The organism is Oryzibacter oryziterrae (genome assembly GCF_021864535.1).
GTDB lineage: Bacteria > Pseudomonadota > Alphaproteobacteria > Rhizobiales > Pleomorphomonadaceae > Pleomorphomonas > Pleomorphomonas oryziterrae.
Genome location: NZ_JAKJIC010000002.1, coordinates 195,630 through 211,344 on the forward strand (window position 1 = coordinate 195,630; position 15,715 = coordinate 211,344).

The 15,715-nt window shown below is 65.0% G+C and carries 16 protein-coding genes and 1 tRNA gene; 13 read left to right on the forward strand and 4 right to left on the reverse strand.

Annotation, left to right across the window (positions count from 1 at the left end):
- The first annotated feature begins 53 nt into the window (after positions 1-53).
- The 4 genes from murA (at position 54) to hisD (ending at position 4,014) form a co-directional block, all read left to right on the forward strand.
- Positions 54-1,343: a UDP-N-acetylglucosamine 1-carboxyvinyltransferase gene (murA, locus tag L2I41_RS03345; protein ID WP_237152091.1), complete on the forward strand. Its 1,290-nt coding sequence runs from the start codon at positions 54-56 to the stop codon at positions 1,341-1,343.
- A gap of 131 nt (positions 1,344-1,474) precedes the next feature.
- Entirely contained in the window at positions 1,475-1,918 is a 444-nt protein-coding gene (locus tag L2I41_RS03350) for a GNAT family N-acetyltransferase (RefSeq protein WP_237152092.1), read from the forward strand.
- 252 nt (positions 1,919-2,170) lie between these two features.
- Positions 2,171-2,602: a DUF2948 family protein gene (locus tag L2I41_RS03355; protein ID WP_237152093.1), complete on the forward strand. Its 432-nt coding sequence runs from the start codon at positions 2,171-2,173 to the stop codon at positions 2,600-2,602.
- A 122-nt stretch (positions 2,603-2,724) separates the two neighbouring features.
- Positions 2,725-4,014, forward strand: coding sequence for a histidinol dehydrogenase (hisD, locus tag L2I41_RS03360; RefSeq protein WP_237152095.1), 1,290 nt, complete (start codon positions 2,725-2,727; stop codon positions 4,012-4,014).
- A 78-nt stretch (positions 4,015-4,092) separates the two neighbouring features.
- Here hisD and L2I41_RS03365 read toward each other — a convergent pair whose 3' ends face one another.
- From L2I41_RS03365 to htpG, 3 genes are all read right to left on the reverse strand, one after another.
- Complete coding sequence (locus L2I41_RS03365; protein ID WP_237152096.1) at positions 4,093-4,308, reverse strand: YgaP family membrane protein; 216 nt, start codon at positions 4,306-4,308, stop codon at positions 4,093-4,095.
- Between the two features lie 167 nt (positions 4,309-4,475).
- Positions 4,476-6,599 (reverse strand): methyl-accepting chemotaxis protein, encoded by a 2,124-nt coding sequence (locus L2I41_RS03370; RefSeq protein WP_255720115.1) that lies wholly within the window; start codon positions 6,597-6,599, stop codon positions 4,476-4,478.
- Positions 6,600-7,027: 428 nt separating this feature from the next.
- The gene (gene htpG, locus L2I41_RS03375) at positions 7,028-8,893 is read right to left on the reverse strand and encodes a molecular chaperone HtpG (protein ID WP_237152098.1); all 1,866 of its coding nucleotides are present in this window, start codon (positions 8,891-8,893) and stop codon (positions 7,028-7,030) included.
- Positions 8,894-9,085: 192 nt separating this feature from the next.
- On the opposite strand from htpG, the gene L2I41_RS03380 reads away from it, so the two are divergent.
- The 8 genes from L2I41_RS03380 (at position 9,086) to L2I41_RS03415 (ending at position 13,590) form a co-directional block, all read left to right on the forward strand.
- Positions 9,086-9,589 carry a UPF0262 family protein gene (locus L2I41_RS03380; RefSeq protein WP_390633764.1) on the forward strand — a complete coding sequence of 168 codons (504 nt, stop codon included), beginning with the start codon at positions 9,086-9,088 and terminating at the stop codon, positions 9,587-9,589.
- Between the two features lie 56 nt (positions 9,590-9,645).
- A complete protein-coding gene (locus L2I41_RS03385) occupies positions 9,646-10,131 on the forward strand; it encodes an arsenate reductase ArsC (protein ID WP_237152099.1) in 486 nt (161 codons plus the stop codon).
- 162 nt (positions 10,132-10,293) lie between these two features.
- Positions 10,294-10,515 (forward strand): translation initiation factor IF-1, encoded by a 222-nt coding sequence (infA, locus tag L2I41_RS03390; protein WP_237152100.1) that lies wholly within the window; start codon positions 10,294-10,296, stop codon positions 10,513-10,515.
- Positions 10,516-10,540: 25 nt separating this feature from the next.
- Complete coding sequence (locus tag L2I41_RS03395; RefSeq protein WP_237152101.1) at positions 10,541-11,170, forward strand: Maf family nucleotide pyrophosphatase; 630 nt, start codon at positions 10,541-10,543, stop codon at positions 11,168-11,170.
- A complete protein-coding gene (locus tag L2I41_RS03400) occupies positions 11,167-11,352 on the forward strand; it encodes a DNA gyrase inhibitor YacG (RefSeq protein WP_237152102.1) in 186 nt (61 codons plus the stop codon). Before L2I41_RS03395 ends, L2I41_RS03400 begins: the two co-directional genes overlap by 4 nt.
- A gap of 227 nt (positions 11,353-11,579) precedes the next feature.
- Positions 11,580-11,655: transfer RNA gene (locus tag L2I41_RS03405), tRNA-Phe, on the forward strand.
- Between the two features lie 189 nt (positions 11,656-11,844).
- Positions 11,845-12,657 carry a lytic murein transglycosylase gene (locus L2I41_RS03410; protein ID WP_237152103.1) on the forward strand — a complete coding sequence of 271 codons (813 nt, stop codon included), beginning with the start codon at positions 11,845-11,847 and terminating at the stop codon, positions 12,655-12,657.
- A gap of 66 nt (positions 12,658-12,723) precedes the next feature.
- Positions 12,724-13,590 (forward strand): SMP-30/gluconolactonase/LRE family protein, encoded by an 867-nt coding sequence (locus L2I41_RS03415; protein WP_237152104.1) that lies wholly within the window; start codon positions 12,724-12,726, stop codon positions 13,588-13,590.
- 21 nt (positions 13,591-13,611) lie between these two features.
- Here the strand turns inward: L2I41_RS03415 and L2I41_RS03420 are convergent, their stop codons facing one another.
- Positions 13,612-14,355, reverse strand: a complete 744-nt coding sequence (locus L2I41_RS03420) for a FadR/GntR family transcriptional regulator (RefSeq protein WP_390633813.1) — start codon at positions 14,353-14,355, stop codon at positions 13,612-13,614.
- A 275-nt stretch (positions 14,356-14,630) separates the two neighbouring features.
- Here L2I41_RS03420 and L2I41_RS03425 point away from each other — a divergent pair, with 275 nt between their 5' ends.
- Complete coding sequence (locus L2I41_RS03425) at positions 14,631-15,584, forward strand: aldose epimerase family protein (protein WP_237152107.1); 954 nt, start codon at positions 14,631-14,633, stop codon at positions 15,582-15,584.
- Positions 15,585-15,715: the final 131 nt, after the last annotated feature.

Here is a 15,715-nt window from a genome sequence, read left to right on the forward strand (position 1 = left end):
CGGCAGACGAAGGATAGGGCGCCCGTGCGGCGTTCCGGGGCAAAGGACGGATAATGGACAAGATCAGGATCATCGGCGGCAACCGCCTCAACGGCGTCATTCCCATTTCCGGCGCCAAGAATGCCGCGCTGCCGCTCATGATCGCCAGCTTGCTGACCGACGAGACGCTGACGCTGGAAAACGTCCCCCGCCTGGCCGACGTGCGGCAGCTGACCAACATCCTGGTCAACCATGGCGTCGACTATGGCGTGAACGGCAAGCGCATCGGCGAGGACCTGCTCACCGGCCAGACCATTTCGCTGACCGCCCGCTCGATCACCGACACCACCGCCCCCTATGAGCTGGTGTCGACCATGCGCGCTTCCTTCTGGGTGATCGGGCCGCTCCTGGCTCGCATGCATGCCTGCAAGGTGTCGCTGCCCGGCGGCTGCGCCATCGGTACGCGCCCGGTCGACCTGTTCCTGATGGGCCTCGAGCGCCTCGGCGCCCAGCTCGACGTGGAAGGCGGCTACGTGGTCGCCAAGGCCCCCGGCGGCCTCGTCGGCAACCGCGTCGTCTTCCCCAAGGTCTCGGTCGGCGCCACCCACGTGATCATGATGGCTGCGACGCTGGCCAAGGGCCAGACCGTGATCGAGAATGCCGCGCGTGAGCCGGAGATCGTCGATCTCGCCAAGTGCCTGATCGCCATGGGCGCGCATATCCAGGGCGCCGGCACCTCCACCATCACCATCGACGGCGTCGACCGCCTGCGCGGTGCCCGCCATCGCGTGGTGGCCGATCGCATCGAGACCGGCACCTATGCCATGGCGGTTGCGATGACCGGTGGCGACGTGCTCCTGGAAGGCGCCGAAGGGTCGCTGCTGGAGAACCCGCTCGACGTGCTGCGCCAGGTCGGCGCCGAGATCACCGAGACCAACTCCGGCATCCGCGTGCGCCGCAACGGCCATGGCATCGTCGCCGCCGACGTGACCACCGATCCCTTCCCGGGCTTCCCCACCGACCTGCAGGCGCAGTTCATGGCGCTGATGACCCGCGCCAAGGGCACCTCGCACATCACCGAGACCATTTTCGAGAACCGCTTCATGCACGTGGCGGAACTGGCCCGCTTCGGTGCCAGGATCTCGCTGTCCGGTCAGGTGGCGACCGTCGAAGGCGTCGAGAGCCTCAAGGGCGCCCCTGTCATGGCCACCGACCTGCGCGCCTCGGTGTCACTGGTGATCGCCGGCCTTGCCGCCGAAGGCGAGACCACGGTCAACCGCGTCTATCACCTCGACCGCGGCTTCGAACGGCTCGAGGAAAAGATCTCGCGCTGTGGCGCCGACATCTCCCGCATCTCCGGCTAGTGCACCCGCCGATCATGTTGAAGCAACGTGATCGAAAAGCGGCTGCTCAAGCAATTGAACCTGGAGCGATTTTGAGACGACCTGACGATTGCGTCGGGTCGGAACACGCTCCGAGCGCCAAAGGATTGACCATGGACCTCGTGATCCGCGACGCCGTTGCCTCCGACGAGGGGCAATGGCGTCAGCTGTGGGCCGGCTATCTCACCTTCTACAAGACCGAGCTTGCGGAAGGCGTCACGGCCCATACCTGGCAGCGCCTGCTCGATCCGGCGTCGCCGCTGTTCTGCCGTGTGGCCTTTGCGGGTGACCGCATGGTGGGCTTTGCCAATTGCGTGCTGCACGAGGGCACCTGGGTCACCCAGCCGATCTGCTATCTCGAAGACCTGTTCGTCGACCCCGACACCCGTGGCGCCGGGGTCGGCAGGGCCCTGATCGACGATCTGCTGCGCCTCGCCTCCGAGCGCGGCTGGGACCGCGTCTACTGGCACACCCACGAGACCAACACGACCGCGCGCAAGCTCTATGATCGCTTCCGCCCGGCCAACGGGTTTGTTGTCTACCAGCTGGACCTGTGACCAAGGCGAGGCGCTGCGTGGGCCAGTGTCTATTTCCCTGCAGGGGTGACCGTCACGTCGTCTCAGGGCGAGAAGTCCGGTTCCCGCGCAAGAGGTGATAGGAAACGCCGGCTCTGCCGGCTACATCCAGTCACCGGCCTTCGTTGCGGCTGTGGCGAAGGTGAAGCACCTTACCGTAGAATGGGCCGTGCCGTCTTGCCATCGTCCCCGTCGCATCCTATCTGCATCAGCAGCAGAAAATGAGGTTGGACGATGGACTTGCTGAAGCTTGCGGCGCTGGACGCCGATGATCTCAAGGTGATCGCCGCCCATGTGCAGGACGCGGTGGGCCAGGTGGGGGACATCCACTGGCGGCCGCAGGAGAAGCGCCTGACGCTGGAACTCAACCGCTTCGTGTGGGAGAAGACCGGCAAGCGCGGCCTTTATGAACGGCGCCGGTCGCTGTTGCACTTTGCCCGCGTCAACGCGGTGCAGGCCGCCCATATCCGGCGCGATGTGCCCGATGCCGTCGTCAGCCTGCTGACCATCCGCGTCGAGGTGAAGGACGAGCCGGCGGCGTGGGTCTTCCTTGAGTTCGCCGGGGGCGGTTCCTTGCGTCTCGATGTGGAATGCATCGAGGCGAGCCTGACCGATCTCGGTCCAGCCTGGTCGACGGAAAATATCCCAACGCACTCCGAAGCGTGATAAAGGGCGGCGGATCAAGAGCGCGCCAGCCGCGCTCCCTTCTGTCTTTTGTCACGCAACTCCGGACGCAGAACCGGTTCCCGCCTTTGCCGGAGTTGTGTGTTCTGCCGGAGTGACACGCCGTGGCCATTCGCCTTGACGATCGGGATGCCGATTTCGAAACCCGCTTTGCCGCCTTCCTGACCACCAAGCGCGAAGTCTCCGAGGATGTGGACAATCGCGCCGCCGAGATCATCGCCGACATCCGCAAGCGCGGCGACGCGGCGCTGATCGAGTGGACGCAGAAGCTCGACCGTTTCGACGCGGGCGCCAAGGGCCTGCGCGTCAGCGAAGCGGAGATTGATGCCGCCGTGGCCGCCGTCGAACCGAAGGTGATGGACGCGCTGAAGCTGGCGCGCGACCGCATCGAGAGCCACCACGCCCGCCAGAAGCCGAAGGACGACCGCTATACCGACGCCATCGGCGTCGAGCTCGGCTCGCGCTGGACGGCCATCGAGGCGGTCGGCCTCTATGTGCCCGGCGGCACGGCGAGCTATCCCTCGTCGGTGCTGATGAACGCGGTGCCGGCCAAGGTGGCGGGAGTCGATCGTCTGGTGATGGTGGTGCCGACGCCCGATGGCGCGGTCAACCCGCTGGTGCTGGCGGCCGCGCGTCTTGCCGGCGTCGACGAGGTCTGGCGCATCGGTGGCGCCCAGGCCGTCGCCGCGCTCGCCTATGGAACGGAAAGCCTGAAGCCCGTGGCCAAGATCGTCGGCCCCGGCAATGCCTATGTGGCCGCCGCCAAGCGGCGTGTGTTCGGCACCGTGGGCATCGACATGATCGCCGGCCCATCCGAGGTGCTGATCATCGCCGACAAGGACAACAATGCCGAATGGCTGGCCGCCGACCTGATCGCCCAGGCCGAGCATGACCGTGCCGCCCAGTCCATCCTGGTGACCGACAGCGCCGAACTGGCCGAGGCGGTGGAAGCGGCCGTCGAGCGGCAGCTGAGCGTGTTGCCGCGTGGCGAGATCGCCCGCGACTCCTGGCGCGACTTCGGGGCGGTGATCCTGGTGCAAGATCTCGCCGACGCCATCCCGCTGGCCAACCGCATTGCGGCCGAGCATCTGGAACTGGCCGTCGCCGATCCCGAGGCCATGCTGCCCAAGGTGCGCAATGCCGGCGCCGTGTTCATCGGCCACCATACGCCGGAAGTGATCGGCGACTATGTGGGCGGATCCAACCACGTGCTGCCGACGGCCCGTTCGGCGCGCTTTTCCTCGGGCCTCGGCGTGCTCGACTTCGTCAAGCGCACGTCGATCCTGAAGGTGCCGCCCGAGGCGCTGAAGATCATCGGCCCGGCGGCGGTGACGCTGGCGGAGGTCGAAGGCCTCGGCGGCCACGCCCGCTCGGTCTCCATCCGCCTGAACTGAAAGAAAAGTCCCGCTGCAAGGCAATGCAGCGGGACTATCGCAGCGGGCAGCCGGGCAGGGCTGCCCGTTGCAATCCGATCACTTCTTGCAGGTGTTTATGCCGAAGAGCGTATAGGCAGGGCAGAAGTTGACAAGGCCGGTCAGCAACAGCACGGCGCCGACGGCGGTCAGTACCCAGCTCCAGCCGCCGATGGCGGACTTGAGAGCGTCGCCGAAGGGTGTCAGCGTCAAGGCCAACAACACGACGCCGACGAGGATTCGCACGAGGCGATCGTTACCACCCACATTCTTCATGGAACTCTCCCGTTGGTGATCGGGCCGAAGCGGCTCGGCCTTAACTCATCGTTATTATATTAGTACATAGTCATGTACATTGATAGAGGCGAGGCGTTGCAACAAAAAAGAAAATGGCAGCGAGAGGGGCTCGCTGCCGATCTCCGGTTTCGGACCTCTGACTGGGGTCAGTGCCGGCAACTGGCGGAATGCACATGGCTTCCATCGGCGGCCACGGCCTTGAAGGCGCCGCTGGCTGCCAGCCGGTCCTGCCGGGCACTGACATAGGCCGACAGGTCTTCCAGCCGCTCCACAACATCGGCGCTGGCGTGGTTGAGCTCTGCGAGTGCGGCCATCATCTTGTCCGGCTGACCCGCCGCCCTCGCTTCCAGCACCTGCCGGGCAACGTTGTGGACGCGTTCATGCGGCCCGAGGATGGCGATGAAGGCGGGCTGGTTGCGCACTTCCGGGTCGCGCATGCCGTCATACCACTTGCCCAAGCGACAGTTGTGATGGTCGGTGACCTCGCTGGGGCGCCATTCCAGCGCGCCCATGACGGCATCGATCACCTTCTTCTTGAACAGGACGTGGTCGATCTTGGCGATCTCGCAGAGCGAGGCGTCGTCGCCGTCATTGTGCCAGCTGGCCGCCTTCTGCGAGAAGCGATCGTTGCTGCCCCGCATCTTGCCGGACATCGTGTGCAGCAGGCCCTCGTTGTCGGTCGCAGTGTCGGCCACCGTGTTGATCGACTTGGAGATTTCCTCCACCGCTTCACGTTGCTGGCGCAGGATGCCGGAAATGTCGCGCATGCGGTGGTTGACGCTGCCGACCTGCGAGGAGATCTGCTCCATCATGGCAAGCGCTTCGGCAATGGAGGCCTGCCCTTCGCCAACGGCCGACTTCGACGCAGCCATGGTCTTGAGGATCTGGTCCATGCCGCCTTTCAGCACCGAAATGCGGTGGGAGATGTCATCGGTCGCCCGCGAGGTCTGGTTGGCGAGCCCCTTGACCTCGGCCGCCACGACGCCGAAGCCCCGGCCTGCCTCGCCGGCGCGCGCCGACTCGATGGTGGCGTTGAGTGCCAGGAGATTGGTCTGGCTGGCGATGCCCTCGATCACCGCGAGGATTTGCGCGATCTGGCCCGAGGCCTCGCTCAGCTGATCGACGCTGCGCGCCGTCTCGTCGACGGCGGAGGCGATGTTGCCCACGGCCGAGGCCACCTTGGCCACCACGCCACGGCCGGCCACGGCCGTCTGGTCGGTGGCATTGGCATCGGCGGCAACGCCGTCGGAGTTGGCGGCGATCGCCTCGACCGAACTCACCAGTTCCGCGGAAGCGGTGGCAATGGTCTGCGCGCCGCTGGTGACCTGCGCCATGTTGCGATTGAGCGCTGTCAGGTCAACGGCGATGTCGTTGAGATCGGCCACCATGTTGGCGCCGACCTTGAGGCTTTCGAGGGCGCCATGCCGGCCGCGCTCGATCAGGGCGCTGGACTTTTCCTGCTCCTTGCGCAGGCGTTCGTTTTCCACCAGGCGATCGCGGAACACCAGCAGGGCCTGGGCCATGCCGCCGATCTCGTTGTCCATGCCCGTATGCGGTACGTCGGTGTCCAGATGGCCTTCGGAGATGCGCGTCATGGTCATGGTCACGTCGACCACCGGCGCGGCCACCCGGCGGCGGACGAACAGCACCGTCGCCGCGCCAAGCACGAGACAAACCGCGGCAAGGCCGAGCGACATCAGGCGGATCTCGAGGAACTCCGCCTTGGCTTCCTCATGCGCGGCGGCGGCCTCCTGGCGGTGGTCCTGCAACAGCGCCTCGACGCCGCCCAGGAGCTTTTCGGAAAGCACTTTGAGCTCGCCGTTGAGCAGCTTGGTGGCGCCGTCCTTGTCGCCCTTGCGCGACAGCGCGATCAACTGGTCGAACTGTGCCTTGTAGGGGTCATAGGCGGCGAAGGCGTCGCGATAGGTTGCCTGCTCGGCCGGATCGATCAACAAAGCCTCGGCGGCGGCCCGATCCTTGGCAAGTTCCGCCAGCGTTTCCGCACATTGGTCTTCCACCGCCTTGAGGTCAGCTTCCGAGGTGACCAGGATATGGCGGGACATGCGCAGACGGAAGCGGATCAGGTCGAACTGCACCTGCCCGAGAAGATCGACGCTCGGGAGATAATTCGCGGCCTCGATCTCAACCTTGTCCTGCAGCTTCTGTGCGATGAAGAAGCCGGCCACACCTTGCGCCAGGCCGATCGCGACAAGCAACCCGGTCGCCAGAGCCAAGACAGTCTTGATTGATCCAGTCCATCGTCGTGTCATCGTCGTCGCCTTGGGTGTCGATGTGAGCAACTTCGCGCCAAACGTGCCGTGCCTGAAGGTCTATATATTTGACCAAGTCATCATCGGACAGGGCTCAGTAGATCCGACTTCAGATGTGCTCAGCAAGTTGGCAGTCTTGCCAAGATTTATAGCAATGACAAAATTAATTTATCATACATGATTTTTGATATCATGTTTTAGTGACGTCTTTTCATGTTTAATTCGTAGATATGCTTATGCGACAAAAGTATTGAGCGGAAGCGAAAGCGGTCCGTCAAAGGCAAGAAGGCCCCGGACCGCAGTCCGAGGCCTTCCATTGCTTTTGCTGGAAAAACACCCCGTCCGCCGGGACCTGCCTGAACGTCTCAACCGCAGCCAGGGCGTGGGGCGCTCAAGCGAGGGGGCGGTCCGGTTCCGCGCGGCGAGCGTCAGCCGAGCTCGCGCTCCATCATCCGGCTGACCGCTGCCGCAAAGGCGGCGGGATCATCAGGTGCTTCGCCGTCGAGGATCCTGGCCTGGCCGTAGAGCAGGGCGGCGGCATCCTTGATGGCGGCCACATTGCCGGCGGTGGCCTTGGCGGTGAGCGCCTTGATCAGGCTGTGCGACGGATTGATCTCGAGCACCGGCTTGGTCCCGGCCGCCTTGCCTTCCTGGCGGGCCAGCAGCTTCTCGGTCATCTTGTCGAGGCCGAAGTCGGCGGCGACCAGACAGACCGGGCTGGTAGCGAGGCGGGCGGAGACGCGCACGTCCGACACCACGTCGGCGAGCGCGTCCTTGAGCGTCGCGGCAAGGCCGGCGGCTTCCGCCTTCGGCGCTTCCTCGGCGCTGTCGTCCACTTTCTTGATGTTGTCGAGATCGGCGGCGCCCTGGGTCACCGACTTGAAGGGCTTGCCCTCGAAGCCGAGCGCGGTGCGCACCCAGAAGGCGTCGACCGGATCGGTCAGCAGCAGCACCTCGAGGCCGCGGGCGGCATAGCCTTCCAGATGCGGCGAGGCCAGCACCTGCTCAGCGCTGTCGCCGAGCGCGTAATAGATCGAGGTCTGGTTTTCCTTGAAGTCCTTGACCACGTCGGTCAGCGTCCGCCAGCTCTCGCCGGAGGTGGTGGTCTTGAAGCGCACCACCTTGAACAGGTCGTCGCGCCGGTCGGCCGCCTCGTAGAGGCCTTCCTTGATCACGGGGCCGAAGGCATCCCACACCTTGGCGAACAGCTCGGCATTGCTGTCGGCGAGCTTGGAGAGTTCGGTCAGCACGCGCCCGGTGACCGCCTTGCCGATCGCCTCCAGCACCGGGTTCTTCTGCAGCATCTCGCGCGAGATGTTGAGCGGCAGGTCCTCGCTGTCGATCACGCCGCGCACGAAACGCAGCCAGGCCGGCAGGATCTCCGCCTCGTCGGTGATGAAGACGCGCCGGACGTAGAGCTTGACGCGGCCCTTGCGCGAGGGATCGAACAGGTCGAAGGGCTTGGTCTCCGGCACGAACAGCAGGACGTTGTATTCCTGCCGCCCCTCGGCGCGATAGTGCAGCGTCAGGGCCGGGTCGTCCCAGGCCATGGCGACGTTGTGATAGAATTCCTTGTACTCCTCAGCGCTGACCTGCGCCTTGGGCTTCACCCACAACGCCGAACCGTCGGCGAGTTCCCGCGTCTCGTCCTTGCCAGCCACCTTCAGCGAGATGGGCACCGGCACATGCGCCGAATAGGCATGCACGATGCGGTCGACGGTATGCTCCTCGGCGTAATCGAGGCTCTCGTCGTTGAGGAACAGCTCGACGCGGGTACCGCGCAAGGGGGCGTCGGCCACGTCCACCGACGACAGTTCATAGGTGCCGAGACCGTCCGACTCCCAGGCCCAGGCCTCGCTGGTGCCGGCCTTGCGCGAGACGACGCGCACCTTGGCGGCCACCATGAAGGCCGAGTAGAAGCCGACGCCGAACTGGCCGATCAGCGCCGTGCCCTCGGCCTTCTGCTCGAGGCTGTCGAGGAAGGCCTTGGTGCCCGAGCGGGCGATGGTGCCGAGATTGTCCTTGAGTTCCTCGCGGCTCATGCCGATGCCATTGTCGGCGACCACAAGCCGCTTGCCGTCCTTGTCCGCCTCGATGGCGATGCCGAAACCGCCTTCGCCGCCGAGCAGCGAGGGATCGGCAATGGACAGATACCGCAGCTTCTCGCAGGCGTCGGCCGAGTTGGAGATCAGCTCGCGCAGGAAGATGTCCTTGTTGGAATAGACCGAATGCACCATCAGGTGCAGGAGGCGGGAAACCTCGGTTTCGAAGCTCAACCGTTCCGTGGTCGTCATGTCGCACTCTTCTCGTTGGTTGCGGGGTGAATTCACGCGCGCGACATATCGGCGAGGCCGGGCGCGGATTCAAGCGTCTGCGGCCCGCTTTCAGACATTTGCGGCGAATTTTCTGGTGGCGCGTCGATCATCGGCTACCTCAAAGGCCCGGTCGCGTCGGGCAAACGCCTGTGCTATCAGACGGCATCCAGCATGGAGGCCATTGTGACCGATCAACCGGAGCAGACGCGTCCCTGCCGCCTCGTGGCGGTGACGCTCGACGAAGCTTCGATCAGCCATATCTCGCGCGAGGTCGATCACGAGCGGCGCGTGGCCATCTATGACCTCGTCGACGACAACAGCTTCGCCCCGGCGGGCCACGACAGCGGCGAGTTCACCCTCAATCTCGCGCTGGTCTCCGGCCGTCTGGTGATGCAGATCGGGCGCCAGGACGGCACGCAGGTGATCACCCACGTCCTGTCGCTGAGCCCGTTCCGGCGCATCGTGCGCGACTATTTCGTCGTGTGCGACAGCTATTATCAGGCCATCAAGACGGCCAGCCCCAGCCAGATCGAAGCCATCGACATGGGACGCCGCGGCCTGCACAACGAGGGCGCCCGCGCACTGATGGAGCGGCTCGACGGCAAGATCGTCATCGACATGAACACCGCCCGGCGGTTATTTACGCTGATCGCCGTTCTGCAGTGGAAGGGCTGAGGCCGCGCGTCGATCGGGCATCGCCCTGACGACCGACCAGGCAAGACGAGAGGCAGATGACCGACGTCCCCGAACTTGAGGAGGAAGAGAAACGGCCCGGCGCCGTGCTGTTCACCTGCTCGTTCAATGCCGTCCGCTCGCCCATGGCCGCCGCCATCGCCCGCCATCTGTTTCCCGGCAAGATCTACATCGCCTCGGCCGGCGCCCGGCGCGGCGAACTCGATCCCTTCGCCGTCGCGGTGATGGAGGAGATCGGCCTCGACATCACCCGCCATCGCCCGCAGACCTTCGAGGATCTCGAAGACGAGAGCTTCGATCTGGTGATCACGCTGGCACCGGACGCCCACCATCGGGCGCTGGACCTCTTCCGCTACAATGCCGTCGACGTGGAATACTGGCCGACGTCCGACCCGACGCTGGCGAGTGGCTCGCGCGATCACATCCTCGAGGAATACCGGGCGGTGCGCGACTATCTGATGGCGCGCATCAAGAAGCGACTCAACTGGAACCCGCAGTTTCAAACCGCCCCGGCGCGGGCTTGAGGCCGGACGGGGCTGCTCTTGAACGCGGTCCACAGACCTGCACGGTTACCAAATCACCAATCCCACGCCTTTTTCCTGCATTTTCGCGGGTCTGCTGTTTATTTCGGCGTTGCTTTGGGCTAGGTATCCGGCACCGAATTCAATCCCTGGAACGAAAATCGCATGTCTGAAAAAGAAGAAGTCCTCGAATTTCCGGGCGTCGTGTCCGAACTGCTGCCCAACGCTACCTTCCGCGTGAAGCTCGAGAACGAGCACGAGATCATCGCCCACACCGCTGGCCGCATGCGCAAGAACCGCATTCGCGTTCTCGCCGGCGACAAGGTGCTGGTGGAGATGACGCCTTACGACCTGACCAAGGGTCGCATCACCTATCGCTTCAAGTAAGCAACTGAGCGCAAAGGTGCCGACCATGACCGACAGCCCCTTGCTGGTTCTGGCCTCCGGCAGCCCGCGCCGCGTCGCGCTTCTGAAGCAGATCGGGATCGAGCCCGGCCTGCTGCTGCCTGCCGACATCGACGAGACGCCGGAGCGGCGCGAGTTGCCGCGCAGCCTCGCCCGCCGGCTGGCGCGCAGCAAGGCCGAAGTGGCAGCACTGCGCCTCGATGCCAGGCTGACCGGCGAGCGCAAGGCGCTGGTGCTCGCCGCCGACACGGTGGTGGCACTCGGCCGCCGCATCCTGCCCAAGGCCGAGACCTTCGCCCAGGCCGAGGAATGCCTCGCGCTCCTGTCGGGCCGCACCCATCGCGTCTTCACCGGTCTGGCGCTCGCAACGCCCAATGGCCTGCGCGAACGCCTCGTGGAGACGCGCCTGCGCTTCAAGCGTCTGTCGGCCCAGGAAATGGCCGACTATCTCGCCTCCGGCGAATGGCAGGGCAAGGCCGGTGGCTATGCCATCCAGGGCTTTGCCGGTGCCTTCGTCGCCACCATGTCCGGGTCCTATTCCTCCGTCGTCGGCCTGCCGCTGCATGAAACGGCGCAGATGCTGGAAGGCGCCGGCCTGCCGGTACGGCAGAACTGGTCCGAAGGCGCGCTGGCATGACCCCGTCGCAGCCGCGCTGCCCCAACTGCGGCGCGCCCACCGATCCCGGCTTCCGCCCCTTCTGCTCCAAGCGCTGCAAGGACGTGGACCTCAATCGCTGGCTGAAGGGCGCCTATGCCATCCCCGTGGTGGAATATGACGACCTGCCCGACAGCGCCGACGATCCCGACGCCGACCGCTGATTTTGCGCGGACCTCTCAATTTTTCCAGCTTTTCACCAGTGCGAGGCCCGATTCCCTGCGTCTGTCCGCACGCGCTTACGCCTTGATCCAAAATCATTTTCCCCGGCTTTCTCCCCAAATTTCAATTTCCTGACAAATTTCCCGCCAAACCCTCTGGACAAGCCTCGCCGCGCTATCTATAAGGCCGATGCTTCGTCGCTGGAGCCAACCAAACCAGCGGCTGATGTGCCTGAGTAGCTCAGTTGGTAGAGCATGCGACTGAAAATCGTAGTGTCGGTGGTTCAATTCCGCCCTCAGGCACCATCCCTTCCCTGAACATTGCAAGTTGACCTTGGCGCCGGGGCTTCGACCTGTTTGCGTGTCGTCGCGGCTATTGGTCAGCGCGCTGATCGTGCATTGAAAATTTCAATTCGCCGCCATAGGGGATATTGCCGAAGTTGCGGGCAAATGCTCCTATGGGTGGTAGGGAGCCTATTGGGGTGGAGATTTTTGATGGCGAGGATTGGCGCGGTTTTGGGCGTGGCCCTGTTGGGGCTGTCGATGGTGTCGGCCGCTGAGGCGGCCACTTGCGGCAACACGGCTGCTGGCTTTGCCGACTGGACGAAGCAGATCCGCGGTGAGGCCATGGCCAACGGCGTGCCGGCGTCGACGCTGGATACTGTGCTGCGATCGGTCAGCTACTCGCGGGGCACCATCAGTGCCGATCGCGGCCAGAAGAGCTTTCATCTCTCGCTCGACGCCTTCATGAAGAAGCGCGGCGGTCCGGCCATCGCCTCGCAGGGCAAGTCGGTGCTCAAGCGCAATGCCGCGCTGTTTGCCTCCATCGAACAACGCTTCGGCGTGCCACCCGGACCGGTCATTGCCATCTGGGGCATGGAAACCGGCTTCGGTTCGTTCATGGGCAACACGCCGACCCTGTCGGCGGTGGCGACGTTGGCCTATGACTGTCGCCGCACGGAATATTTCACCGACCAGTTCTACGCCGCCCTGCAGCTTGTCGACCGCGGCGTGCTGACCACCGACATGATCGGCGCCGCCCATGGCGAGGTGGGACAGACGCAGTTCCTGCCGAAGAATGTGCTGCTCTATGCCGTCGATGGCGACGGCGACGGCCGGATCGATCTGATCCACTCGGCAGCGGACGCGCTGGCGTCAACGGCCAACTTCCTGAGGGGGCATGGCTGGCAGCCGGGGCAGGGATACCAGCCGGGGCAGCCCAACTTTGTCGCGCTTCAGGGCTGGAACGCCGCCAGCGTCTACCAGCAGGCCATTGCCATCATCGCCGGTCGCATCGACGGTGGCTGACGGCCTTGCACCGGTCGAGCAACCGGTTACTGATGTGCGGCGAACACAGGGCTTACGGGGGATTGCATGACGGGCGTATCGGTGGTGTCGAACCATTCCTGCCATCTGGGGGAGGGGCCGTCCTGGCATGCGCCGACCCGCACCATGTTCTGGTTCGACGTGCTCGATCGGCAACTGCTGGAGATGGGCTGGGACAGCCGCACGCTGATCCGCCATGATCTGCCCTTCCATGGCACGGTGGCGGCGACGGTGGACGCGGCGCGTCAGCTGATCGCCGGCGATGCCGGCCTGTTCCTGCGCGACATCCGCACCGGCGCACTCACCGAGCTGATGCCGTTCTGGGACAAGACGCCGGGCACGCGCGCCAATGACGGGCGCACGCACCCCTCGGGGGCGCTCTGGATCTCCACCATGAGCTGGACCTTCGACGATGGCCTCGGCACCATCTGGTGCTATCGGGACGGCGAGATCAGGCCCATCATCACCGGCCTTGCCATTCCCAATGCCATCTGCTTTTCGCCCGATGGCCGCAGGGCCTATTACTCGGACAGCAAGGTGGCGCGGATCTATTGCATCGACGTCGATCCGGCCACCGGCCTGCCCCTGGGCGAGGGGCGTGTCTTTGCCGAGCTGACGGACGGCGGCCCCGACGGGGCCGTGGTGGATGCCGATGGCTTGCTCTGGAACGCCCGCTGGAACGGTGCGGCGGTGGACGCCTATGCGACGGACGGGCAGCGCGTGCAATCGGTCGCGCTGCCGGCGAAACAGACGTCCTGTCCGTGCTTCGTCGGCCCGGACCTCGATCATCTGCTGGTGACGTCCGCCCGCGAGTTCTACGACGCCGACAAGCTCGCCGCCGACCCCCTGGCCGGCCAGACATTCCTCGTCACGGGTAGTTTCAAGGGCAAGGCCGACCCGGCTGTACGGGTGTGATCGCCGGCAGTCACAGAACCGTCAGGACACCGCCTCGGCCACTGCACGGGCCCCGGCCTCAATGACCAGCCGCATGGCGGCGCGGGCAGCTTCGGCATCGCCGGCATCGATCGCGGCAACGATCCGCCGGTGCTCGGCCGCCACTTCCAGTATGCGCACACTGCCGGAGGCGGGCGAGGACAGGCGGAAGGACGTCGCCAGCGCGACCTCGATCACGCTGGTAATCGAGTGCATGAAGGGATTGCGCGACATCAGCGCAATGGCGAGATGCAGCTCGAGGTCGACGGCTGCAAAGTCCTCAGGCGAGATCTGAGGATCCGACATGCGTTCGATCAGGACATAGAGGCGGCTGACGTCCTGCTCGGTGCGCCGACGGGCGGCAAGGGCCGCTGCTTCCGGTTCGAGCGCGGCGCGCACCTCCGACAGGCTGGCCAGAAACTCGCGACTGATGCCGCATTCGAAGTGCCAGGCCAGCGTATCGGAGTCGAAGAGGTTCCAGCACGAACGCTCCAGGACGCGGGTGCCGATCTTGGCCTTGGGCAGCAGGAACCCCTTGGCCGCCAGCGTCTTCAAGGCTTCACGCAGGACGGTGCGCGAGACGCCGAAGCGCGCCATCAACTCGGCGTCCCCTGGCAGCAGGCTGCCGGGCGGCAAGGTTCCGCGCACGATCTCGAGGCCGAGCTGGTGGACCACATTGGCGTGATTGTTCTGGGGCGCCTTGCGCAACGCGCCGGCCCCGAAGAGATCCGTCTTCATGTCTCCCAAGCTCTCCCAGCCCACCTTCGCGCTCCAGACCAACCGTCCGTCAGGTTGAAACGATCCCTTTGATGGCGATTGCCCGAGATCCTTGAATCTGGAACCGTCGCAAGCATTCCCTCTCCCCAAAAGGCGCTGCGCGGCTTGTCCATGATGCCCATGTTGTCATTCGTGCGTATAGCAGGATTATCGCCTAGGCACTGGAAAATCTGTTAGTTTCCGTGGGTATATCCGGATGCTGAATCAATGGGCGGCCGGCGAAGACGAGTTTGCGAGACAATGCGATGAACAAGACCAAGGAAATCATTCTGCGTGGCGATGCCGGCTTGACTGCCCGCTTTGCCCCGGCGGGCGCGCGGCTTCTCAGCCTGGACGTGCCCACGGCCTCCGGGCCGGTGCAGGTTGTCATTGGCACGGCAACGGACACCGATCAGCCGGCCGGCGACACCTGGGGCGGCACCATCTGCGGCCGCGTCGCCAACCGTATCGCCGACGCCTCCTTCGTGCTCGACGGCGTGAAATACGCCCTGCCGGCCAACAACGGCACCAACACGCTGCACGGCGGCCCGGGCGGCTTCGGCCGGCGCGACTGGGACGTCGAGGCCGGCACCGATCAGGTGACCTTCCGCCTGTCCTCCGCCGATGGCGACATGGGCTTTCCGGGCGCGCTGGAGACGACGGCTACCTATGGCCTCAGCGGCACGACGCTGTGGCTGGAGATGACGGCAACGACGAGCAAGACGACGCTCGTCAACCTCACCCACCACGCCTACTGGAACCTGCTCGGCAAGGGCAATGTGCTGGCCCACGAGGTGGAGATCCCCGCCTCGCGCTATACGCCGGTGGATGAGCGGCTGATCCCCACGGGACCGCTGGTGGACGTGGCCGGCACGGCTTTTGACTTCCGTGCGAAGCGGCCGATCAACGGCAGCTACGACCATAACTTCTGCCTCGACGCCGGCCGCGGCGCGCTGCATCTCGGTGCCCGCGTCACCGAACCGGGCACGGGCCGCGTCATGGAAGTGTGGACCACCGAGCCGGGCATCCAACTCTATACGGGCGATCACTTCTCGGATGCGCTGAAGGCGCCCTATTCGGATCTGGTCAAGAATGGCGCCATCGCGCTCGAACCGCAGACCTATCCCAATGCCGCCAACGAGCCGTCCTATCCGAGCGCCGTGCTGCGCCCGGGCGAGACCTATGGGCATCGCATGGAGTGGCGCTTCTCGGGCTTCTGACCGGAGCCGGCGAGAAGCCAGGACCATCAAGAGAAGACACAGGCCGGCTCGCTTGAGCCGGCCTGTCTGTTTCTGGTGCCTGTCGGACACAGGGGCGAGGCTGGCGGAGGGCATAGCCCAAAAGAAAATCG

Bases quoted from the DNA above. Each gene is read 5' to 3' on its own strand.
- L2I41_RS03350 (WP_237152092.1), top strand. From the start codon at position 1,475: ATGGACCTCGTGATCCGCGACGCCGTTGCCTCCGACGAGGGGCAATGG.
- L2I41_RS03355 (WP_237152093.1), top strand. From the start codon at position 2,171: ATGGACTTGCTGAAGCTTGCGGCGCTGGACGCCGATGATCTCAAGGTG.
- L2I41_RS03380 (WP_390633764.1), top strand. From the start codon at position 9,086: ATGGAGGCCATTGTGACCGATCAACCGGAGCAGACGCGTCCCTGCCGC.
- L2I41_RS03370 (WP_255720115.1), bottom strand. From the start codon at position 6,599: ATGACACGACGATGGACTGGATCAATCAAGACTGTCTTGGCTCTGGCG.
- murA (WP_237152091.1), top strand. From the start codon at position 54: ATGGACAAGATCAGGATCATCGGCGGCAACCGCCTCAACGGCGTCATT.
- L2I41_RS03385 (WP_237152099.1), top strand. From the start codon at position 9,646: ATGACCGACGTCCCCGAACTTGAGGAGGAAGAGAAACGGCCCGGCGCC.
- L2I41_RS03365 (WP_237152096.1), bottom strand. From the start codon at position 4,308: ATGAAGAATGTGGGTGGTAACGATCGCCTCGTGCGAATCCTCGTCGGC.
- infA (WP_237152100.1), top strand. From the start codon at position 10,294: ATGTCTGAAAAAGAAGAAGTCCTCGAATTTCCGGGCGTCGTGTCCGAA.
- L2I41_RS03400 (WP_237152102.1), top strand. From the start codon at position 11,167: ATGACCCCGTCGCAGCCGCGCTGCCCCAACTGCGGCGCGCCCACCGAT.
- L2I41_RS03410 (WP_237152103.1), top strand. From the start codon at position 11,845: ATGGCGAGGATTGGCGCGGTTTTGGGCGTGGCCCTGTTGGGGCTGTCG.
- L2I41_RS03425 (WP_237152107.1), top strand. From the start codon at position 14,631: ATGAACAAGACCAAGGAAATCATTCTGCGTGGCGATGCCGGCTTGACT.
- L2I41_RS03415 (WP_237152104.1), top strand. From the start codon at position 12,724: ATGACGGGCGTATCGGTGGTGTCGAACCATTCCTGCCATCTGGGGGAG.
- htpG (WP_237152098.1), bottom strand. From the start codon at position 8,893: ATGACGACCACGGAACGGTTGAGCTTCGAAACCGAGGTTTCCCGCCTC.
- L2I41_RS03395 (WP_237152101.1), top strand. From the start codon at position 10,541: ATGACCGACAGCCCCTTGCTGGTTCTGGCCTCCGGCAGCCCGCGCCGC.